Here is a 21,330-nt window from a genome sequence, read left to right as displayed (position 1 = left end):
ATTACTCTGCTAACAAAGCGTGAGTGTGAGAGATACAGATGAAATACGATTTAATCATTATTGGCAGCGGCTCAGTAGGTTCTGCCGCCGGTTATTATGCGACACAAGCAGGTCTGAAGGTCCTGATGATTGATGCCCACCTGCCGCCGCATTCGGAAGGCAGCCACCACGGTGATACCAGACTGATTCGTCATGCCTACGGTGAGGGTGAACGCTATGTTCCGCTGGTACTGCGCGCGCAGACGCTATGGGATGAACTGGCGAAACTGACCGAAGAGCGTATTTTCGAGCGTACGGGCGTTATCAACCTTGGCCCGTCCACCTCTGAGTTCCTCGCCAACGTCGAACATAGCGCAAAAGCGTTTAACCTCGACGTGGAGCGCCTTGACGCTTCGGCCATCATGAAACGCTGGCCGGAAATTACCGTTCCGCAGGATTATATCGGCCTGTTTGAAGCCAACTCCGGCGTGCTCCACTGCGAAACCGCCATCAAAACCTGGATCGATCTTGCCGCAAAAGCGGGCTGCGCGCAGCTTTTTAACTGCGCGGTGGACGCCATTACGCATGATGCTGACGGCGTGACGGTCACTACACAGGACGGGGACTACTCTGCATCTCGTCTCCTGATTAGCGCGGGAACCTGGGTCACCCGACTCGTGCCTAACCTGCCCGTACAGCCCGTACGTAAGGTATTCTCCTGGTTCCAGTCAGACGGCCGTTACAGCAGCCAAAACAAATTCCCGGCGTTTACCGGCGAACTGCCCAATGGCGAGCAATTTTACGGTTTCCCTTCCGAGAAGGACGCGCTGAAGATCGGCAAACACAACGGCGGGCAGATCGTCTCTTCACCTGAAGAGCGCAAACCCTTCGGCGACTACCCTCAGGATGGTTCCGAAGCATTCTCTTTCCTGCGCAATATTCTGCCAGGCGTAGGGGGCTTGCTCTACGGCGCGGCCTGTACGTATGACAATACGCCGGATGAAGACTTTATTATCGATACCCTGCCCGGGCATGACAATACGCTGCTCATCACCGGCCTGAGCGGTCACGGCTTCAAGTTTGCCTCCGTTCTGGGTGAAATTGCCGCACAGTTTGCTCAGGGTGTTGAACCGCAGTTTGATCTGACTCCCTTCTCCCTCGCCCGTTTTAACGGATAATCCTTTCCTGGCTCCGGACGGTCCGGGGCCATTTTCTTCGCACATGATAATGGAGCGTTATGCGCAGGATCGTTGGCTTCCTCATCAATAATATTCGTGAGCATTTTATGCTCTATATTTTATTGTGGGCGCTACTGGCAATCATTGACTTTATATACATTGTATTTTATTGAAAGCGAAAGCTGACAGTTATTGACATTACTTTAATTTTATTTAATCGCGCCAACGTCTGAATATACCTCTTCCTCGAAGCTGCTGAATTACCTTCCCGGATCCTTTTCAAATTCGCTGAAATAAATAAAATAAAAATCATTATCTATTTATTTCAGTTGCAATATTGTTTCTCCCCGTTCATTTTGACTGTTCTAATATTGAGAATGGTAATCTTTATGCAATTGCGAAACTCTCCCCATCGATACGGAATAATATCCATAGGCTTGCACTGGATATTTGCGCTTGCCGTATATGGAATGTTCGGGCTTGGGCTTTGGATGGTGACGCTCAGCTATTATGATGGCTGGTATCATCAGGCACCCGAGTTGCATAAAAGCATTGGCGTCCTGCTAATGATGGGCCTGGTTTTCCGCGTATTGTGGCGACGAATTTCTCCGCCGCCTGGCGCGCCACGCAATCACGGTAAACTTACGCGCCTGAGTGCCGTTGCCGCCCATGTCATGCTCTACGTTCTTCTCTTCGCCATTCTGATTAGCGGCTACCTTATTTCAACCGCAGACGGCAAGCCCGTTAGCGTCTTTGGCCTTTTCGACGTTCCGGCAACCTTCGCCGATGCAGGTTCCCAGGCAGACGCTGCGGGCGTTGTTCATCTCTGGCTGGCATGGAGCGTTGTGATCCTGTCAGCGCTGCACGGCCTTGCCGCCCTCAAACACCATTTCATCGATAAAGACGATACGCTAAAGCGCATGCTTGGCCGTTCGTCAGTTGACTCTGGAGCATAAATGAAAAAACAACTGTTAGGGATCGCATTAGGTTCTCTGCTTTTCACCGCCGGCTCAGTCGTGGCTGCTGATTATAAAATTGATAAAGAAGGACAGCATGCCTTCGTCAATTTCCGTATTCAGCATCTGGGATATAGCTGGTTGTACGGTACCTTTAAAGACTTCGACGGGACATTCAGCTTCGACGAGAAAGATCCGGCAGCCGATAAGGTGAACGTGACCATTAATACCAACAGCGTTGACACCAATCACGCAGAACGCGACAAACATTTGCGCAGCGCAGAGTTCCTGAATGTGGCGAAATTCCCGCAGGCTACATTTACGTCCACCGGCGTGAAAAAAGAGGGCGACAAGCTGGATATTACCGGCAACCTGACCCTTAACGGCGTCACGAAACCCGTCACCCTTGACGCTAAATTAATCGGTCAGGGTGACGATCCGTGGGGAGGCAAGCGGGCTGGCTTTGAAGCCACGGGTAAAATTCATCTGAAAGATTTTAATATCACGACGGATTTAGGCCCGGCATCCCAGGATGTCGAGTTGGTTATTTCCGTGGAAGGGGTTCAGCAGAAGTCGTAATTAACACGCCCGGCAGAATTAACTGCCGGGCGTTGTCTTTACTCGGGGTCAGGAATGCCCAGTTTGGTATTCAGTCGGCCACGGGATTTATTGAAAATCTTATTCCCGTTTTCACGCCCCGCACGGCGGCGGCGCTGCTCTTCTTCAGGCAGTACGCTCTCCTCGCTGCACAACTCGCTGCAGCAGTCGTTAAACTTCTCAGCGCAAGCCGGGCACTGGATAAAGAGCAGATGGCAACCATCATTCTTGCAGTTGGTATGGGTATCGCACAGCGCACCGCACTGGTGGCAATGCGAGATGATGTCGTCTGAAATACGCTCGCCCATGCGCTCATCAAAGACAAAGTTTTTACCGATAAAGCGCACCGGTAAACCTTGCTCACGCGCACGTCGCGCGTACTCGATAATGCCGCCTTCGATGTGCCAAACCTTGTTGAAACCGTTATGTTTCATCCACGCGCTGGCCTTCTCGCAGCGGATACCGCCGGTGCAGTACATAACGATTTTTTTATCTTTATGTTCCTGCATCATCTCAACGGCTTTTGGCAACTGCTCGCGGAAGGTATCGGCCGGGATTTCCATCGCGTTCTCAAAATGCCCCACTTCATACTCGTAGTGGTTGCGCATGTCGATGAACACGGCGTCCGGATCGTCCAGCATCGCGTTCACCTCAGCGGCTTTCAGATACTCACCGACATCGGCAGCGTTAAAGCTCGGGTCGTCAATACCATCCGCCACGATGCGCTCGCGCACTTTCATGCGCAGTACCCAGAACGATTTCCCGTCATCATCCAGGGCAACGTTCAGCCGCACGCCGTTCAGCGCCGGGTCGAAGCCGTAAAGGGTATCGCGGAAGTCGCTGACTTTGCTTTCAGGAACGCTAATCTGCGCATTGATGCCTTCATGCGCCAGGTAGACGCGCCCGAAAACATTCAGCGAGGTGAATGCCTGGTAGAGGGCATCACGGGTCGCCTGCGGATCGTGGATAGTAAAATATTTGTAGAACGAGATGGTCGTGCGCGGTTCGGTTTCGGCCAACATGCGCGCCTTCAACATCTCATTCGATACGCGGTTGTGTAACACTGGCATGGTGTACGAGTCCTGCAATCGTGAGAGAAATAAAATCGGTCGGCATCATATAGCAAACAAAGTTAATTTACATCCACACAATTTACGCTACATTTCACACGGTCTGATTTATCAGGATTAACATGTGCTGCATTCATGCACATTTCGAAGTGAGACATTTTGGCTCTGCCTCAAAAAATGAGACAATGCCCAAACAGGACGTCAGAACACAGGAAAGACATGACCCAGTTACCGAAATTTACTGCCTCTCTCTTGCATCCCCGCTATTGGATAACCTGGACAGGCATCGGATTCTTATGGCTTCTTGTACAACTCCCTTACCCTGTCATATTCCGCCTGGGTAAAGGTTTAGGCCATATCGCGCAAAAGTTGATGAAACGTCGCGCCAGAATTTCTTACCGCAACCTTGAGCTGTGCTTCCCGCAGATGAGCGAAGCGGAACGTCATGAAATGGTCACGAAGAATTTCGAATCCGTAGGCATGGGGCTGATGGAAACCGGGATGGCCTGGTTCTGGTCAGACAAACGCATGGCGCGCTGGACCGAAGTAGCCGGAACCGGCATGGAGCCCGTGCATACGCTTCAGGCGAATCAAACCGGCGTACTGCTGATTGGTGTACACTTTCTGACCCTGGAGATTGGCGCACGCATGTTTGGCATGCAGGCACCGGGTATTGGCGTCTACAGGCCGAATGACAATCCCGTGATCGACTTAATCCAGACCAACGGCCGCATGCGCTCGAACAAAAGCATGATCGATCGTAAGGACCTGAAGGGCATGATCCGCGCCCTCAAATCCGGTGAAGTGGTATGGTATGCCCCCGATCACGACTACGGCCCGCAGGCGAGCGTGTTTGTTCCCTTCTTTGCGGTTGACGAGGCGGCAACCACCTCCGGTACCTGGATGCTGGCGCGAATGTCCAAAGCCGCCATTGTTCCTTTCGTCCCGCGCCGCAAGCCGGATGGTTCAGGCTATCAGCTGATCATGCTTGAACCGGAGCTTACCCCACCGCTGGATGATGCTGAAACCACCGCGCGCTGGATGAACGGCATTGTCGAAAAGTGCATTATGCTCGCCCCTGAGCAGTACATGTGGCTGCACCGTCGTTTTAAGACCCGCCCTGAAGGCGTGCCGTCTCGTTACTGATCCCCATGCGGCCTGCTGGCCGCATGCTCTTTTAGCTTTAAAAGCTCCCCCTCATTGCGGCAATCATAACCCAGGCGCATAATTAGCAGGCTTATTACTCCATCATTCATGGTGCCCTGCACCTCGTTATGCGGATAGTTATGTCACCCTCAGATGCCCCCATAAACTGGAAACGCAACCTCGCGGTTGCCTGGCTCGGCTGTTTTCTCACGGGCGCGGCGTTTAGCCTGGTCATGCCTTTTCTGCCTCTCTACGTTGAACAGCTGGGCGTGACGGGCCACAGCTCGCTTAACATGTGGTCTGGCCTGGTGTTCAGCATCACCTTTTTGTTCTCGGCGATTGCTTCCCCCTTCTGGGGCGGCCTTGCCGACCGAAAAGGACGCAAAATTATGCTGCTGCGCTCGGCGCTGGGGATGGCCATCATTATGGCATTGATGGGGGTGGCGCAGAACGTCTGGCAGTTCCTGATATTACGCGCGCTGCTGGGTCTGCTGGGTGGATTTATCCCCAACGCCAATGCCCTGATCGCCACGCAAATCCCGCGACATAAAAGCGGCTGGGCGCTCGGTACCTTATCAACCGGCGGCGTGAGCGGCGCGCTGCTGGGGCCGCTTGCCGGCGGATTACTGGCTGATACCTATGGCTTACGGCCTGTCTTTTTCATCACTGCCAGCGTCTTATTTCTTTGCTTTATCGTCACGCTGCTTTGTATCCGTGAAATCTTTATCCCGGTGCCTAAGAAAGAGATGCTTCACGCCCGGGACGTGCTGAGCTCGCTGAAGAACCCCAGGCTGGTGCTGAGCCTGTTTATCACGACGATGATCATTCAGGTTGCGACCGGTTCCATCGCGCCCATTTTGACGCTGTACGTGCGCGATCTGGCTGGCAACGTCAGCAATATCGCGTTTATCAGCGGGCTCATTGCCTCCGTGCCCGGCGTGGCGGCGCTCCTCAGCGCACCACGGCTGGGGAAACTGGGCGACCGCGTTGGCCCGGAAAAAATCCTGATTTGCGCCCTGGTGATTTCCGTTATCCTGCTTGTTCCAATGTCGATGGTGCAAACACCGTGGCAGCTTGGGCTGCTGCGCTTCTTGCTCGGGGCGGCTGACGGCGCGTTATTACCGGCTGTCCAGACGCTGCTGGTTTATAATTCAACCAACCAAATCGCCGGACGTATCTTTAGCTACAACCAGTCATTCCGTGATATCGGCAACGTTACCGGGCCGTTGGTTGGGGCGGCCGTTTCCGCCAGCTTCGGTTTCCGCGCCGTATTTATCGTCACCGCTGGCGTCGTCCTGTTTAATGCCCTCTATTCGTGGTTCAGTTTATCCCGGGCGTTACGTCCCGTACCTGAATAAGACAAATCTACCATCGCTTATTTTCATCTTCATACTTGCAGAATCTGATATTCAGCTATTCTTTCCCTGAAACCATCAGGAAAACAGGGAGACACCAATGACCATGTACGCCACGCTGGAAGAAGCGATTGACGCTGCTCGCGAAGAGTTCCTTGCCAATAATCCCGGCATTGAGGAAGAAGACGCAAACGTACAGCAGCTGAATATCCAAAAATACGTCCTGCAGGACGGGGATATCATGTGGCAGGCCGAATTCTTTGCTGACGATGGTGAAGAAGGCGAATGTTTGCCGATGGTGAGCGGCGAAGGCGCGCAGGCCGTCTTCGACGGCGACTATGACGAAATTGAGCTTCGCCAGGAGTGGATGGAGGAAAATACCCTCCATGAATGGGATGAGGGTGAATTTCAGCTCGAGCCGCCGCTGGACACGGAAGAAGGCCAAACCGCGGCGGATGAGTGGGATGAGCGTTAATTACTCATAGGGTCCGTGGCTGGCATCGATGGGAAGCAGTAACGTATCGAATATGAGCGAGAACGGCAGATCGAGCACGGTGAGGTAGCGCCATGCCGAGTCGCGCACGTCCCATTTCACGCCCGGGTAATACTGATTGCCGTGCCCCTGCCCCGGTATCGTGCGGCTGATAATGCTGCCGCAGCCGCTGAGCAGGCATGCCATCAGGACAACGATGACTATTCTCATCTGTAACCTCTAAAAAAATACCGGCCTCACAGCCGGTATTTTATTTGGCGGGCGGCGCTTCGCACGCGCGCCCTGCTTAATAACTTACTTCGCCTTCAGCGCCAGCGGATTAAGCTTCAGCTCTTTGTAGTAGTTCACCCAGGAAGAATACCTCTCCGGCGCGGACCACACGCGATAGTGAAGACGCGCCATCGTTACCGGGTCGCTCAACAGCACCAGTCGACGGTCGCGGTTCAGTTTTTCCGGCGTCTCGTTCAGCGCCTGCTCAACGTGACGGTCTCGGGCAATCTCCAGCACATGGCTGGCGCGGTGACGCGCGGTCGCCATTGCCGTTGCCAGGGCGTTGAACGACGGGTTAAACACCGCGTGCATGAAACCGTCGGCCAGAGAACGCTCGCGGTTCTGCTGCAGGTAGTTGTCGGTATCGACCAGAACCTGCGGCGGTGAATACTCTTCCGGGATCAGGAACAGCTTCCAGCGCTTGGTACGCAGACCCACCGTTGAACGGCTGGAGATCACCGAGACAAACGGTGACAGGATCAGCGAGAAGACAATCGGCGCAAGCCAGAACAGGAAGCGCAGATCCAGCCAGGCCATCCCTGCAGCCCACACCAGACCCAGCAGCAGCTGCGAGCCATGGCGCATAAAGGCTTCTCCCCACGGCGTGGAGTCATCGTCACGCTGCGGCGAGTTCCAGACCACTTCCCAGCCCAGGAATGCGCTGACCACAAACACCGTGTGGAACAGCATACGCACAGGCGCCAGCAGGACCGAGAACAGCACTTCCAGCAGGAGGGAGATCGTCACGCGGAAGAATCCACCGTACTCTTTCGAACCTTTGCACCAGATCAGAATGATGCTGAGCAGCTTAGGCAGGAAAAGCAGCACCATCGTCGAGGCAAACAGCATAATCGCCAGCTCAGGACGCCACTGCGGCCACACCGGGAACAGCTGACGCGGCTGCAGGAAGTACTGCGGTTCCGTCAGGGCGTGTACCACCTGCAATGCGGTAGACAGCGCAAGGAACATAAACCACAGCGGTGCAGAGAGATAGGACATCACGCCCGTCAGGAATACCGCCCGGTGAACCGGGTGCATCCCTTTTACCAGGAACAGGCGGAAGTTCATCAGGTTACCGTGGCACCAGCGGCGGTCACGCTTCAGCTCGTCCAGCAGGTTCGGCGGCAGTTCTTCGTATGAGCCAGGCAGATCGTAAGCAATCCAGACGCCCCAACCCGCACGACGCATCAGCGCCGCTTCCACGAAGTCATGCGACAGAATCGAACCGGCAAAGGACCCTTCGCCCGGCAGCGGCGCCAGCGCACAGTGCTCAATGAACGGCTTCACGCGGATAATCGCGTTGTGGCCCCAGTAGTGAGACTCACCCAGCTGCCAGAAGTGCAGACCTGCGGTGAACAGCGGCCCGTAAACGCGAGTCGCAAACTGCTGGCAGCGCGCGTACAGCGTGTCCATACCGGACGCTTTTGGCGAGGACTGAATGATACCCGCATTCGGGTTTGCTTCCATCAGGCGGACCAGGCCGCTCAGACAGTCACCGCTCATGACGGAGTCGGCGTCCAGCACCACCATGTAGCTGTACTGATTGCCCCAGCGACGGCAGAAGTCATCGATGTTGCCGCTTTTACGCTTCACACGACGGCGGCGACGGCGATAGAAAATCTGCCCTTCGCCCTGCACTTCCGCAATCAGCTCCATCCAGGCCTTTTGCTCGGCAACGCAGATATCCGGATTGTAGCTGTCGCTCAGGATGTAAACGTCGAAATGCGCTGCGTTCCCGGTGGCCTTCACGGACTCCCAGGTGGCGCGCAGCCCCGCAAATACGCGGTCAACGTCTTCGTTACAGATAGGCATGATCAGCGCGGTACGGTGCTCAGGATTCAGGGGTTCATCCCCGACCGTTGACGCTGAAATGCTGTATTTGTCACGCCCCATTAACAGCTGCAGGAAGCCCATCAGCGCGGTCCAGAAACCGGCGGAAACCCAGCAGAAGAGAACGGCGAACAGCAGAAGAATGCCGCTTTGCAGAATGTAGGGCAGAAGCTGCATGAAGGAGACCCAGATATCCTGGCCAATCATGTCAGCAGGGTTGATCAGCGCCCAGCCCTGGTAGGGAAGAATGCTCTTCATGTACCAGGTGGCGACCACCGTTTGCGCCAGCGTCAGCAGCAACAGGATATAGCGACGGATGGTCCCCACGGTACGCCATTTCTGTTCAGAGGCCTGCTCTTCTTTGGTCAGGCGCGACAGGTAGCGCGGCGTAACGTCACGTCCGCGCAGGCGATCCCAGAAGCGACCCACCGGGTTGGTGCGCCACGGATCGGGGAACATTGAGGAACGCGTCGCCTTCGGCATCGCCTGCAGCTGGTCGCGTCCTTCGTCGTCTTTAATCAACTGTCCTTCCGCAAGCGAATCCGGCCAGGCACGCTCCAGACGAGCCTTAACCGACCCCAGCGGCGTGTCATCATCACGGGTAAACTGACGATGCTCACCATCCAGCGCGGTTTGCACCGCGCGGATGTCGCTCTTTGGCAGTGCCGCTTTCTCAATATCCGTCAGCGGCATGGCATCAATATATTCAGATATATTATTCATTGGCAGGTAGCTGATAGCTCCAGGTTTCGCTCAGCGGCTGATCGTCGCTGACCAGCGCGGCGCGCATTTCAGTGGTCTGTTTTGGATCTTTCACCTTCACGCGCAGGGTCAAACGCCACCCTTTCGTTACCGGGTTATAACGCACGGCATTCTCAACGATCTCACCGTTATCACCAATGCTGGCCTGCGCGGTCACTGCGGTATCCGGAGACAGTTTTTTCATGTCCTGACCCGCAAAGTCCACCACAAATGCCACCGTACCGTCAGGCTGACGGATAAGGTTTGACTGCTTCACATCGCCCGTAGAGCGGCGAGTCTGCATGACGTACGCGTTATCCGGCGCATGCAGCTTGTCTTCGTCGCGGCTGAAGGTAATGGCATATTTGAAGTTCATCTCTTTACCGGCTTCCGGAAGCTGATCCGGGGTCCAGTAAGCGACGATGTTATCGTTGGTTTCGTCGTTGGTTGGAATTTCAACCAGCTCGACTTTCCCTTTACCCCAGTCACCTTTCGGGGTTACCCAGGCGCTTGGACGCTGATCGTAACGGTCGTCCAGGTCTTCAAAGCGAGAGAACTGACGGCCACGCTGCAGAAGACCAAAGCCCTGCGGATTTTCCATCGCGAAGCTGCTCACCGCGAGGTGTTTCGGGTTATTCAGCGGACGCCAGATCCACTCGCCGTTACCGGCATGGATAGAGAGGCCGTTAGAGTCATGCAGCTCCGGGCGGAAGTTGGTCGCCGGAGACGGCTGGTTCGGCCCGAACAGGAACATACTGGTCAGCGGTGCAACGCCCAGCTTGCCCACTTTATCGCGCAGGTAAACTTTGGACTGCACGTCAACGACGGTGTCGCGTCCCGGCATGATCACGAAGCGGTATGCGCCCGTTGCACGAGGGGAGTCCAGCAGCGCATAGATTGTCAGACGTTTATCCGTTGGTTTTGGACGCTCGATCCAGAACTCGCGGAAACGTGGGAATTCTTCACCTGATGGCAGCGCGGTATCAATGGCCAGGCCACGCGCCGAAAGCCCGTATACCTGCCCCGCACCGATTACGCGGAAGTAGCTGGCACCGAGCATGCTGACGATTTCGTCGTTTTTATCTTTGCTGTTGATTGGGTAAAGCACCTTGAAGCCTGCGAAGCCCAGGTCTTTAACCGTATCTTTGTCGTGCTGCACTTCGCCAAAATTGAAATAATCCGGGCTGTACTTGATCTTACGTACCGCGGTTGCCGTCACTTCGTTGATGGCAACAGGCGTATCGAAGTACATCCCCTGATGGTAAAATTCAAGCTTGAACGGGGTTTTAATATTGTTCCAGTACGCTTTATCGTGATTGAACTGGATCTGCTGATAGTCCGCATACTTCATGTCGCGGAAAACGGAGGGCAGGTTACTTTTTGGCGCTTCATAGCTCTTGCCAGCCATCGATTTTGCCTTTTTTGCGACATCGTCGATGTTAAAGGCCAGTGCCGATGAGGTATACAGTGACAACACAACTGCAACACCCAACCAACGCATTTTCATCATCTGTGGTTTATGTTTCATAATAAGTAAGCACTTCCCCCTTTGTGTGCTTATATCGATCCGATCCATTTTAATGGAAACTCAGGCAATCCGACAACATTATCACTGCTTTGTTCAGCTCGCTGGCTCATGGATTAAGCAAATGAAAGAACCCGCTTTTCACTTTGCGTGCTTATCCTGGAGACAGGGTGTCGGTCTTGGTGTAGGGTTGGCGTCGAATGTAACCATTATGAGTCTTAGGGATAAGACGAAAAGTCTGAGAATGCACAACGTTATATGAGCACAACACCAACCGAACGTGAATATTTCCTCGACTCGATCCGGGCATGGCTGATGCTGTTGGGGATACCCTTCCACATTTCCTTGATCTACTCCAGCCACACCTGGCATGTAAACAGTCCTGAACCTTCGTGGTGGCTCACGCTGTTTAATGACTTTATCCACGCCTTCCGTATGCAGGTGTTTTTTGTCATTTCAGGATATTTCTCCTACATGCTGTTTTTGCGCTACCCGATCAAGCGCTGGTGGAAGGTGCGCGTCGAGCGCGTCGGCATTCCGATGCTGACCGCCATTCCTCTGTTAACGCTGCCGCAGTTCATCATGCTGCAGTACGTTAAGGGCAAAGCGGAAAACTGGCCGAACCTCTCGCTCTATGAAAAGTACAACACCCTGGTGTGGGAGCTGGTGTCGCACCTCTGGTTCCTGTTGGTTCTGGTTGTGCTTACGACGGTAAGCCTGGTCATCTTCAGCCGACTGCGCCGCCACCTGAGCAGCAAGGCCGACGCCTTCTTTGCCAACATTACGCTGGGCAAACTGTCCGTACTCTTTTTGCTGTTGGGCATACTGTATGCGGCCGTAAGACGCACCTTATTTATCGTGTATCCGCCGATTTTAAGCGACGGTCTGTTTAACTTTGTCGTGATGCAGTCGCTGTTCTACATCCCCTTCTTCTTAATTGGGGCGCTGGCGTTTGTTTATCCTAAGCTGAAGTCCCTGTTTACCACGCCGTCACCGTGGTGCACCGCGGGTGCCGCCGCTGCCTTTGCGGCCTATCTCCTGAATCAACGCTATGGCAGCGGCGACGCCTGGATGTACGAGACGGAGAGCGTTATCACGATGCTGCTCGGCCTGTGGATGGTCAATGTGGTGTTTGCGCTGGGCCATCGCCTGCTGAACTTTAAATCCAGTCGGGTGACCTATTTTGTCAACGCCTCGCTGTTTATTTATCTGGTGCATCACCCGCTGACGCTGTTCTTTGGAGCCTACATTACGCCGCACATCGCGTCCAATACGCTGGGCTTCTTCACCGGGCTGGTGTTTGTTATTGGGATTGCCGTTGTGCTCTATGAGATCCATCTGCGGGTCCCGCTGCTGCGCTTCCTCTTCTCCGGGAAACCGCAGACCAAAGCCTCATAACGAAAACGGCGCACCGGGTGCGCCGTTTTTGCCTGTCAGGACTCTAGCTCCTGCCTGCGCGTTGCCAGCAGCTGCTGATAAATATGCGTGGTTTCCTCATCGAAACAGACGAAGAAAACCTTCTCAGGCATCGGCTTAAGGGATAAATAGCGGTAAACGGTGTCAATGGCAATCGCTGCCGCCGCCGCTTTGGGATAACCGTATACCCCTGTGCTGGTGGCCGGAAAAGCCATCGTTTTATAGCCGTTGTCGGCGGCAAGGCGCAGACAGTTTCGGTAGGCGTCTTCCAGAATTCTCGCCTCGTGCCGATCGCCACCGTGCCATACCGGCCCGACGGCATGTATCACCGCTTTTGCAGGAAGATCGCCTGCGAGCGTAATAACGGCATGCCCGGGTGGACATTCCCCCTGCTGCTGGCGCACCGTTTTACAGGCCTCCAGCAGCTGCGGTCCTGCAGCGCGGTGAATAGCGCCATCCACTCCGCCCCCGCCCATCAGCGAAGAATTTGCAGCATTGACGATCACGTCGACGCGCTGCGTCGTTATATCGCCGTGAACAATTTCAATTTGCGGTATCATACCAACCCTCTCCTGCCCGCCATTTTCTTAAGTGTATCGCAGAGGAGAGGATGAAAAAAAACTATCGGATGAAAACCTCTCCCGCCGGGCGGCGGAAGAGACGGATTATCGATACTGAATTTGTACAACGGCGAGCGTTTTTTCTGGATTAAGGTATTTCATGCTGAGGCTGGCGATATTGTCGCTGGTCGTTTTGCCGTTCAGCGCTTCCTCATAGCTGACCGTCCGTGTTTGCATCCGGTTATTCTGTGGACATGATACGGAAAACTGTTGCTGCTGCGGCGTAATTTCACACGGGTCTGCAACGATAGCGCCGCGGAAATGAATCACGCCGCCGTTAACAACGGTGGCAGAGAACGCGGGGGTAATAAAAGCAGATACGATCAGGCCGAGGCCTGAAACAAGTTGAGCGGCATATTTGGTCATCTGGCGTACTCCTCAATAAGGATCGTCCTTGAGGGGTGAAGCGCTTTATTATCACAAACGTCATACCAGGCGGCTGAAAGCAGATTTTTTCAGTTCCTGATACCAGCTTAGTAACAACCCTTCACTCTCGCCATATCCATCAACATATTGATTTTATGAATGATTAAAGCGCAGAATCGGGTGGTGACCATTGCTGAGATAAATGAAGCGATTTTCCATCAGATACGGTGACGGTAATTTTCACCCTATCCCCTGCGCCAATATTTAAACTCAACCTCGTCAAATCAATCGTCTGATTAGCGGGTATAGAAAAGCTATTTTGCTGTTGCGACGTACTTTGCCCGCCCTGCCCCTGCCGGACAGAAAGGATCTGAACCTGGCACTCGCACGATTCCGTTAATATCACCTGAGGAATAATGGTGGTCATATTGCCCTGGTGCGATGTCTGAAAGGTTATCTGGCTTGAGAGCGCAGCAAGCAGTAATAGCGTGTTCATGATTCCCCCGAAAAAAAACAGGGCATAGGCCCTGTTTTTTATGCAGCGTAGATGTGGAATTAGTACTGGTGCGCCTGAGCGTGGTTACCAAAACCAATCTGCTGAACGTTAACGGTCGAGCCGGATGCGGTCTGGTCAACAGCGGCACCGTTGCCACCGCCGTACTGGCTGACGTTCATGGTGGAGTGATTACCGTTCCACTGATCGAGTGTAGCACTGTTACCAAAGCCGTTTTGGGTCAGGGAAATGGTGCTGTCGTCAGAACCTTGTCCAACATCTGCCCCGTTAACGCCACCCGTCTGGCTAATTGACAGCGTTGAATTTCTTGCATCCGACTGCAAGGCGACAGCTGAGTTACCGCCACCATTCTGGTAAATATTCAGCGTTGATTTTGGACCGCCGCTATTACCCGGGCCATGACCCCAGCCACCTTGGTTAATAAGACCCGCCATAGCACTACCAGAAACTACGATTGCTGCAAGCGCTGCCACTTTGATAAATTTCATGGTAAACCCCCATCGGATTGATTAACGTCGCCGCGAAATAGCTAGCGTTGAATAACGCGAATGGCCATTTGCGACTGTTTTTGCACTACAACTGCGGTTTTCTGCGTACCGTACTGCGTAATATTTGCTCTATTACCCGACCCTTGCTGGATAATTTTCGCACTATTACCATATCCATCCTGCGTGATACTCGCATCGTTCGCGACGCCGCTCTGAGCGATATACGCATAGTTATAAGTCCCTGATTGATCAACTCTCGCTCTGTTGCCACCCCCATCCTGGGTAACAATGGACAGTAATTTTGCCCCGCCCTGACGAACCTGAGCGTCATTATTTACGCCCTGCTGACCAATAATGGCTGCCTGATTTAACGAGGAGCGACTTAATTCATTAACCGCGAAGTTATATTCAGCATTGGCTAAATCTGAATTCGCCGCGGCTACAAACCCAGGCACACCCAGTAATGTAAACATCATAAATAACGATGTGTTTTTCATGTTGTCACCCTGGACCTGGCTATATATCACCAACATACCTTTGCTACTGTGACTTCGTGTTAAAACGACTCATTTGTTGTTAATGCGTCGTTACGGTGAAGAGTATGTCTGGCGAAACATTTTTAATATCTCACCCGCGCGGGTTATTTTTGTTTTTAATATCACCTCAAAGTATTAACTCCTGCCAAAAACCACTGTAATCAGTTCAGCTTAGTTTTTTTAAACAATATTTATTCTTCCCTGTTGTTCAAATGCGGAGCGGCGTGCACAGCCTGATTTACGCACTTACCAGGGCGACGCCTGGGTGACATTTCTTTCAGGCCGTGACATCAACCGTGTTTTCTTAAGATGGCTTGACGCGCGGTCGTGTACTTAGTAATTTCCAGCGACTCATACCACATCATCAATTCGATAAAATTAAATATATCGTTAGCTATCAATTCCTTATAATTATTTGTATGATTTTTAAAATCTGTGCAGGGTTATTAACCTGTACAACTTTCCTATCAAAACACAGCATTTCAAATCTCTGTTTTTAACAAATTAATATTGATTTTTACATTTGGTTACATCATTAACACTTGCTTTAAAATTCGTAATAGCTAGATTGAAATCAGATGTACGAAATTTGTTTTATATTTACCTCCCTGTGGAGGTTATGGTCTGATTCTACACACAGCAGTGCAACATCTGTCAGTACTTCTGGTGCCCTCTTTCTTATTCAGAGGGCAGCTGTCAGGTGTTAAAAAAAGTGGGGTTTCATCATGTTTAATGAAGTCCATAGTTTACATGGTCATACATTACTGTTGATCACAAAGCCTTCTTTACAAGCGACCGCTTTATTACAGCATTTAAAGCAAACGTTATCCTTGAACGGGAAATTGCATAATATTCAACGTTCTTTTGATGATATTGCTGCTGGCAGCATTATTTTGCTGGATATGATGGAAGCGGATAAAAAGCTCATCCATTACTGGCAAGACAATTTAAGCAGGAAAAACAATAATATCCGCGTGCTATTATTGAACACACCTGATGAGTATCCTTTCAGAGACATCGAAAGCTGGCCGCATATCAATGGCGTATTTTACGTCACTGAAGAAGAAGATCGGGTGGTAGAAGGCCTGCAGGGCATATTGCGTGGAGAGTGCTATTTCTCGCAAAAGCTTGCCAGCTATCTCATCACGCACTCCGGAAATTATCGCTACAACAGCTCTGAGTCCGCGCTGCTGACGCATCGTGAGAAAGAGATCCTGAACAAGTTGCGCATTGGCGCCTCAAATATTGAAATCGCCCGTTCGTTATTTATCAGCGAAAATACCGTTAAGACGCATCTCTATAATCTTTTCAAGAAGATAGCTGTTAAAAACCGAACTCAGGCAGTTTCATGGGCAAACGATAACCTCAGGCGTTAATCACATGAAACGCACGTTGAGTTGGATTGCCGCAGCGGGCATTCTGCTCGCCGCAGGGAATGTTCAGGCCGTCGAGGTCGAAGTTCCCGGATTGTTAACAGACCATACCGTTTCATCTATCGGGCACAGTTTTTATCGCGCCTTCAGTGATAAATGGGACAGTAAATATACTGGAAATATAACAATCAACGAACGGCCCAGTGCACGATGGGGAAGTTGGATAACAATAACGGCAAATTCAGACGTTATATATCAAACGTTTTTATTCCCTACAAAATTGGACTTCGATAAAAATGTGGACCAGGCACTGGCACTAACTGAAGACGCTATTAATCGCCTGCAAATAGATAAAGCGCTATTAAGCACCAGCGATTTAGCAAAAGACGAGTTCTAGCGACCCTATATCCGGAGGCTGTCATGCGTATTGCATATGCAGTTGTTTCGTTAATGCTTATAACACCCATAAGCTGGGCCGGAAATATGACGTTCCAGTTCCGCAACCCTAACTTTGGTGGCAATCCCAACAACGGCGCGTTCATGCTGAACGAAGCCCAGGCCCAAAACTCCTATAAAGACCCCAGCTATAAGGACTTTAGCGTCGACACCCCATCAGCGCTGGACAACTTCACCCAGGCCATCCAGTCGCAGATTTTGGGCGGACTGCTGACCAATATAAATACCGGCAAACCTGGCCGAATGGTGACCAACGACTTTATTGTCGATATCGCCAATAAGGATGGGCAGCTCCAGCTGAATGTTACCGATCGTAAAACCGGAAAAACATCGACGATTCAGGTTTCCGGCCTACAAAGTAACTCGACAGATTTCTAAACAACCTCGAAATAAGGACAACGATCATGCAGCGCTTCCTGATATTAGTTGCAGTGTGCTTATTGAGCGGTTGTTTAACTGCTCCACCTAAAGAAGCTGCAAAACCAACCTTAATGCCTCGGGCCCAAAGCTACCGTGATTTAACGCATTTACCTGCGCCTACGGGTAAAATATTTGTCTCGGTTTATAATATTCAGGATGAAACGGGGCAATTTAAACCGTATCCGGCGAGTAACTTCTCAACGGCTGTGCCGCAAAGCGCTACCGCTATGTTAGTTACCGCACTCAAGGATTCACGGTGGTTTATCCCCCTCGAGCGTCAGGGACTTCAAAACCTGTTGAATGAACGTAAAATTATTCGTGCCGCCCAGGAAAATGGTACCGTCGCGAACAATAACCGAATGCCGTTGCAATCCCTTGCCGCCGCCAACGTGATGATTGAAGGCTCGATCATCGGTTACGAAAGCAATGTGAAATCAGGGGGCGTCGGGGCGCGTTATTTCGGTATCGGGGCCGATACGCAGTACCAGCTTGACCAAATTGCCGTTAACCTGCGCGTTGTTAACGTCAGTACGGGGGAAGTCCTCTCTTCCGTTAACACCAGCAAAACCATTCTGTCTTATGAAGTACAGGCCGGGGTTTTCCGCTTTATCGACTATCAGCGTTTACTGGAAGGTGAAATTGGGTATACCTCTAATGAACCGGTCATGATGTGCCTGATGTCCGCCATCGAGACCGGCGTTATCTTCCTGATTAACGACGGTATTGACCGTGGGCTTTGGGATCTGCAGAACAAATCTGAATCACAAAACCCGGTACTGGTGAAATACCGCGATATGTCAGTTCCTCCGGAATCCTGACTGGACGCGCATAAAAAAGGCGAGATAACAATCTCGCCTTTTTTTATTCACTCACCGCAGGAATGTTTTGCGCCTTCTCCCGCCGCGCCGCCAGCCAGAGGCCGCTGTTCTTCATGGCATAGCCGAACAGTAAGCCGAGCATCAGGGAAGGGATCACCAGCCGCCAGTCCCCCTGCCCTGCAAAGGTTGCGCACGCCCCCATGAAGGTTCCCGGCACAAACGACAGCAGCAGGTGCTTCGCCTGGATGCACATTAAAAAGGCGACCACGCCCGTCATGACGTAACCCAGAATCTCAAGGTGCGGCGCCAGCGCGCTGCCCTTCACGATCACCAGCGCCCAGATAACGCCGCTCATCAGCGTACAGCCGGAGATAAACAGCCCCTTCACCCCACCCTGCGGGCAGGCAAAGTAGGCCGTGCAGCCGAGGAATCCGGCCCAGCTCAGTAAGCCAAGAGACACCGCCACCCATCCCCAAAGTCCGGAGAGGATGCCCGTGGTGAGTGCAATGCAAAGTAATATGTTCATGGTGCGCATCTTAGCAGATGCGCATCCCATAAATGCGATCGGAAGCACACTATGTGCAAGTTGAAATGTATCGTTGCAGAAGATTTGTGATCTAAATCACTCCTCATTCTCTTCTTCAAGCTCATCCCACATTGCAGCTACGGCATCGCGGGTAAGAGGCGCCAGCGTTCTCCAGAACGGCGAGGCCGCATGGGCTTCCACTTTACCGAGGAAGGTGCCGACCCACGGCAGCAGATAGGTTTCGAACAGGGTTTCGATGGCTTCGTTTTCATCGTTCCCTGCGTTATCTTCAATCCAGGACGCCGCCAGCAGCAGCGTGCCGATATGATCGGCAGGCGTATCGGTCAACGGCATACCGCGCTCGGAAAGGAAGGCGCGCACTTCTGCTTCCGTTGCGCCTTCCTGCCAGGCAGAGCGGAATGGGGAGACACGGCACTCTTCACCCACGAAAAGCGCGTTGTAATCCGTTGAAATTTGCTGCATATCGCAGCTTTTTTGCAAACGTTCCAGCAAATCATCCTGTTCCAGCGGCCAGTTCTGCGCCAGCTTCCCTTCACGAATTAACGTAAAGAGCGGAACCAGCAGCGGGTCTTGCGGCTGGCGGTAATACAGCGTACCCAGCACGCGACAAAGGATGGAGAATTCATTCATTTTTTTATTCCATTACACAATTAGAGATCGGCAAATTCGTCAATCGGTTCCATTCCGCGCGATTCCAGGAAATCGAGCATGCGACGCGGCGTAACGTTCAGGATCTTATCTTCCGGGAACCCTACGTCGTTCAATACCTTCAGGCACTCGGTAAAATCACCCAGCGTAAACGCGGTATGCGAATCGGAGCCCAGGGCCACCATGCCCCCGGCATCACGCACGGCCGCGGCCACTTCGCGACAGTTGGCTTCACTGCCCTTGCGCGAGTGTACAAATGAGGAGTTGTTAATTTCCAGCGCCACGCGATGTTTCGCTGCCGCCCGGGCGACGGCCTGAATATCAATCGGATACTTAGGATTACCCGGATGGCTAATAATATGTACGTTACCGCTGGCAATGGTCGCAATCATCGCCGCGGTGTTGGTTTCTTTATCCTGCGGCGCAAAGACCGGCTCATGGAAACCTGCCAGGATGAGGTCTAACGAGGTCAACATCGGACCGGTGCAGTCGATTTCACCGTCGATATTTTTGATATTCGCTTCGATGCCGCGCAGTATCCCGATGCCGTCCACCAGACGTGGCCAGATGCGCATATTCACAAAATGCCAGTAGTGCGGCGCATCCGCCATATCGGGGCCATGATCGGTAATCGCAAACAGCTTGATGCCTTTGATCTTAGCCTGGGCGATATAATCATGGAGGTTGCTATACGCGTGGGTACTGGCGACGGTGTGCATATGCAGGTCTACGGGATACATCTTTCTCTCCTCTGCTGTTTTTCCCAAGGATAGCAGTTATCGGTCGCTATTATTAGCAAAAACCCGGCTAACGCCGGGTTTGACTCAGTATCCTCGCTGTCTGTCGACCTGCCCGGTGACCGGGTTGCCCTTCTCCATTTCGCTAATGGTGTGGGTTATATAGGCCACCGCTTCCGCCGGACGGGTCACGGCTGCCACATGGGGCGTCATCGCCACGCGCGGGTGCGCCCAGAGCGGGCTTTCCGTCGGCAACGGCTCGCGGCTATAGACATCCAGCATCGCCCCTTTGAGTCTGCCGCTGTTCAGAGCGGCCAGTAGATCCGCCTCAACCAGATGCACGCCGCGCGCCAGGTTCATGACGTAGCTCTGGTCGGCAAGCTGATTCAGGAGCGCACCGTTTATGATCCCCACCGTTTCCGCCGTATTGGGCAGCAGGTTGATGAGCACGCGCGTGCCTTTCAGGAACGCAGGCAGCTCGTCAGCACCGGCAAAACTCTCGACGCCGGGGTAATCCTTGCGGGTGCGGCTCCAGCAGCGCAGCGGGAACCCCCACGGCGCAAGCGCTTCTGCCACTTTTGAGCCGAGCACGCCAGCGCCGAGGATCCCGATGGTAAACGCTTCGCGAGGGTAATCCGGCAGAGGCTCCCAGCGTGACTGCTGCTTGAGCGCCTGGTAATCGTCAAAGCGGCGGAACCAGTGCAGCACCTGACTGACGGCGTACTCCTGCATCTGCTGCCCCATGCCGGTATCTTCCAGGCGAAACAGGGGAATATCCTCTGGCAGCATTTCAGGGTGCGCTTTCAGTTTGCTCAGAATCGAATCCACGCCGGCACCAAGGGCAAACACGGCCTTCAGCTTGCGGCCCTGGAGCATGTCAACCGGAGGATGCCAGACCAGCGCATAGTCTGCATGTTCATTATCGCCGTGCTTCCACTCGCGAACGCGAGCGTCCGGCAGCGCAGCCGAAAGCGCGTTGATCCAGTAAGCGGTATCGAATGTAGGGTGATAGAAGATAATATCCATGGTCATTCCTGCCTTTTATTGCGCTGTTTTATTTTCATTTTCAACTGGATTGCCAGCATAACAAATTTATCGACAAACCGCGTTGTTGATAAAAAAGGCGCTTTCAGCACATTTAGGAATCAGGTTGGCTGAAGTTTGTCTAAATGCGCTAATTTACTGAAAAAGTGGGTTGACGGCAGTTCGGCTTTTCCTTACATTAGCGCCCGTCCCGGCAACACCGGGATG

The 21,330-nt window shown here is 52.8% G+C and carries 25 protein-coding genes; 12 read left to right on the top strand and 13 right to left on the bottom strand.

The features are described 5' to 3' along the window. The first annotated feature begins 38 nt into the window (after positions 1–38). The 4 genes from solA (at position 39) to E0L20_RS12735 (ending at position 2,692) form a co-directional block, all read left to right on the top strand. The gene (gene solA, locus E0L20_RS12750) at positions 39–1,157 is read left to right on the top strand and encodes an N-methyl-L-tryptophan oxidase (RefSeq protein ID WP_131634264.1); all 1,119 of its coding nucleotides are present in this window, start codon (positions 39–41) and stop codon (positions 1,155–1,157) included. A gap of 59 nt (positions 1,158–1,216) precedes the next feature. Further along, positions 1,217–1,330, top strand: coding sequence for a YceO family protein (locus E0L20_RS12745; protein ID WP_131634263.1), 114 nt, complete (start codon positions 1,217–1,219; stop codon positions 1,328–1,330). A 216-nt stretch (positions 1,331–1,546) separates the two neighbouring features. Further along, positions 1,547–2,113 (top strand): cytochrome b, encoded by a 567-nt coding sequence (locus E0L20_RS12740; RefSeq protein WP_131634262.1) that lies wholly within the window; start codon positions 1,547–1,549, stop codon positions 2,111–2,113. After that, a complete protein-coding gene (locus tag E0L20_RS12735) occupies positions 2,114–2,692 on the top strand; it encodes a YceI family protein (protein WP_131634261.1) in 579 nt (192 codons plus the stop codon). A 38-nt stretch (positions 2,693–2,730) separates the two neighbouring features. Here the strand turns inward: E0L20_RS12735 and trhO are convergent, their stop codons facing one another. Beyond that, positions 2,731–3,780, bottom strand: coding sequence for an oxygen-dependent tRNA uridine(34) hydroxylase TrhO (gene trhO, locus E0L20_RS12730; RefSeq protein WP_131634260.1), 1,050 nt, complete (start codon positions 3,778–3,780; stop codon positions 2,731–2,733). A gap of 219 nt (positions 3,781–3,999) precedes the next feature. Here trhO and E0L20_RS12725 point away from each other — a divergent pair, with 219 nt between their 5' ends. From E0L20_RS12725 to E0L20_RS12715, 3 genes are all read left to right on the top strand, one after another. Continuing rightward, positions 4,000–4,926 carry a Kdo(2)-lipid IV(A) acyltransferase gene (locus E0L20_RS12725; protein WP_131634259.1) on the top strand — a complete coding sequence of 309 codons (927 nt, stop codon included), beginning with the start codon at positions 4,000–4,002 and terminating at the stop codon, positions 4,924–4,926. Between the two features lie 140 nt (positions 4,927–5,066). Continuing rightward, entirely contained in the window at positions 5,067–6,284 is a 1,218-nt protein-coding gene (gene mdtG / locus E0L20_RS12720) for a multidrug efflux MFS transporter MdtG (RefSeq protein WP_131634258.1), read from the top strand. A 97-nt stretch (positions 6,285–6,381) separates the two neighbouring features. After that, positions 6,382–6,756, top strand: a complete 375-nt coding sequence (locus tag E0L20_RS12715; protein ID WP_131634257.1) for a MysB family protein — start codon at positions 6,382–6,384, stop codon at positions 6,754–6,756. On the opposite strand, the gene E0L20_RS12710 is transcribed toward E0L20_RS12715, so the two are convergent. The 3 genes from E0L20_RS12710 to mdoG form a co-directional block, all read right to left on the bottom strand. Beyond that, positions 6,757–6,984, bottom strand: coding sequence for a YceK/YidQ family lipoprotein (locus E0L20_RS12710; protein WP_131634256.1), 228 nt, complete (start codon positions 6,982–6,984; stop codon positions 6,757–6,759). It lies immediately after the preceding gene. Positions 6,985–7,068: 84 nt separating this feature from the next. Further along, the gene (mdoH, locus tag E0L20_RS12705; RefSeq protein ID WP_131634255.1) at positions 7,069–9,597 is read right to left on the bottom strand and encodes a glucans biosynthesis glucosyltransferase MdoH; all 2,529 of its coding nucleotides are present in this window, start codon (positions 9,595–9,597) and stop codon (positions 7,069–7,071) included. Continuing rightward, positions 9,590–11,143: a glucans biosynthesis protein MdoG gene (mdoG, locus tag E0L20_RS12700; protein WP_165500715.1), complete on the bottom strand. Its 1,554-nt coding sequence runs from the start codon at positions 11,141–11,143 to the stop codon at positions 9,590–9,592. The genes mdoH and mdoG overlap by 8 nt, the downstream gene beginning before the upstream one ends. Before the next feature lie 255 nt (positions 11,144–11,398). On the opposite strand from mdoG, the gene mdoC reads away from it, so the two are divergent. Then, the gene (mdoC, locus tag E0L20_RS12690; RefSeq protein ID WP_131634253.1) at positions 11,399–12,538 is read left to right on the top strand and encodes a glucans biosynthesis protein MdoC; all 1,140 of its coding nucleotides are present in this window, start codon (positions 11,399–11,401) and stop codon (positions 12,536–12,538) included. A 35-nt stretch (positions 12,539–12,573) separates the two neighbouring features. On the opposite strand, the gene ymdB is transcribed toward mdoC, so the two are convergent. The 5 genes from ymdB to csgB form a co-directional block, all read right to left on the bottom strand. Further along, complete coding sequence (ymdB, locus tag E0L20_RS12685) at positions 12,574–13,116, bottom strand: O-acetyl-ADP-ribose deacetylase (RefSeq protein WP_131634252.1); 543 nt, start codon at positions 13,114–13,116, stop codon at positions 12,574–12,576. A gap of 105 nt (positions 13,117–13,221) precedes the next feature. Continuing rightward, entirely contained in the window at positions 13,222–13,542 is a 321-nt protein-coding gene (locus E0L20_RS12680) for a type 1 fimbrial protein (RefSeq protein WP_131634251.1), read from the bottom strand. A gap of 163 nt (positions 13,543–13,705) precedes the next feature. After that, positions 13,706–14,038: a curli assembly chaperone CsgC gene (gene csgC, locus E0L20_RS12675; protein WP_131634250.1), complete on the bottom strand. Its 333-nt coding sequence runs from the start codon at positions 14,036–14,038 to the stop codon at positions 13,706–13,708. A 59-nt stretch (positions 14,039–14,097) separates the two neighbouring features. After that, positions 14,098–14,544, bottom strand: a complete 447-nt coding sequence (gene csgA / locus E0L20_RS12670; protein WP_131634249.1) for a curli major subunit CsgA — start codon at positions 14,542–14,544, stop codon at positions 14,098–14,100. A gap of 41 nt (positions 14,545–14,585) precedes the next feature. After that, positions 14,586–15,041, bottom strand: a complete 456-nt coding sequence (gene csgB / locus E0L20_RS12665) for a curli minor subunit CsgB (protein WP_131634248.1) — start codon at positions 15,039–15,041, stop codon at positions 14,586–14,588. 764 nt (positions 15,042–15,805) lie between these two features. Here csgB and csgD point away from each other — a divergent pair. From csgD to csgG, 4 genes are read left to right on the top strand one after another with little or no spacing between them, the layout of a single operon-like run. Continuing rightward, the gene (gene csgD / locus E0L20_RS12660) at positions 15,806–16,456 is read left to right on the top strand and encodes a biofilm master transcriptional regulator CsgD (RefSeq protein WP_131634247.1); all 651 of its coding nucleotides are present in this window, start codon (positions 15,806–15,808) and stop codon (positions 16,454–16,456) included. 4 nt (positions 16,457–16,460) lie between these two features. Next, a complete protein-coding gene (csgE, locus tag E0L20_RS12655) occupies positions 16,461–16,850 on the top strand; it encodes a curli production assembly/transport protein CsgE (protein ID WP_131634246.1) in 390 nt (129 codons plus the stop codon). Positions 16,851–16,873: 23 nt separating this feature from the next. After that, positions 16,874–17,287, top strand: a complete 414-nt coding sequence (csgF, locus tag E0L20_RS12650; protein WP_131634245.1) for a curli production assembly/transport protein CsgF — start codon at positions 16,874–16,876, stop codon at positions 17,285–17,287. 26 nt (positions 17,288–17,313) lie between these two features. Beyond that, positions 17,314–18,147, top strand: coding sequence for a curli production assembly/transport protein CsgG (gene csgG, locus E0L20_RS12645; RefSeq protein WP_131634244.1), 834 nt, complete (start codon positions 17,314–17,316; stop codon positions 18,145–18,147). Positions 18,148–18,190: 43 nt separating this feature from the next. On the opposite strand, the gene E0L20_RS12640 is transcribed toward csgG, so the two are convergent. From E0L20_RS12640 to ghrA, 4 genes are all read right to left on the bottom strand, one after another. After that, positions 18,191–18,673, bottom strand: coding sequence for a DUF1097 domain-containing protein (locus tag E0L20_RS12640; RefSeq protein WP_207389448.1), 483 nt, complete (start codon positions 18,671–18,673; stop codon positions 18,191–18,193). Positions 18,674–18,769: 96 nt separating this feature from the next. Beyond that, the gene (locus tag E0L20_RS12635) at positions 18,770–19,324 is read right to left on the bottom strand and encodes a TorD/DmsD family molecular chaperone (RefSeq protein WP_131634242.1); all 555 of its coding nucleotides are present in this window, start codon (positions 19,322–19,324) and stop codon (positions 18,770–18,772) included. A gap of 20 nt (positions 19,325–19,344) precedes the next feature. Continuing rightward, entirely contained in the window at positions 19,345–20,082 is a 738-nt protein-coding gene (locus tag E0L20_RS12630; protein WP_131634241.1) for a phosphatase, read from the bottom strand. 84 nt (positions 20,083–20,166) lie between these two features. Then, positions 20,167–21,105 (bottom strand): glyoxylate/hydroxypyruvate reductase GhrA, encoded by a 939-nt coding sequence (gene ghrA, locus E0L20_RS12625; RefSeq protein ID WP_131634240.1) that lies wholly within the window; start codon positions 21,103–21,105, stop codon positions 20,167–20,169. Positions 21,106–21,330 lie beyond the last annotated feature (225 nt).

The sequence above is a fragment of the Enterobacter wuhouensis genome (assembly GCF_004331265.1).
Taxonomy (GTDB): domain Bacteria; phylum Pseudomonadota; class Gammaproteobacteria; order Enterobacterales; family Enterobacteriaceae; genus Enterobacter; species Enterobacter wuhouensis.
The sequence above is the reverse complement of the archived record's forward strand: the minus strand, read 5'-3'. Positions and strand labels throughout refer to the sequence as shown.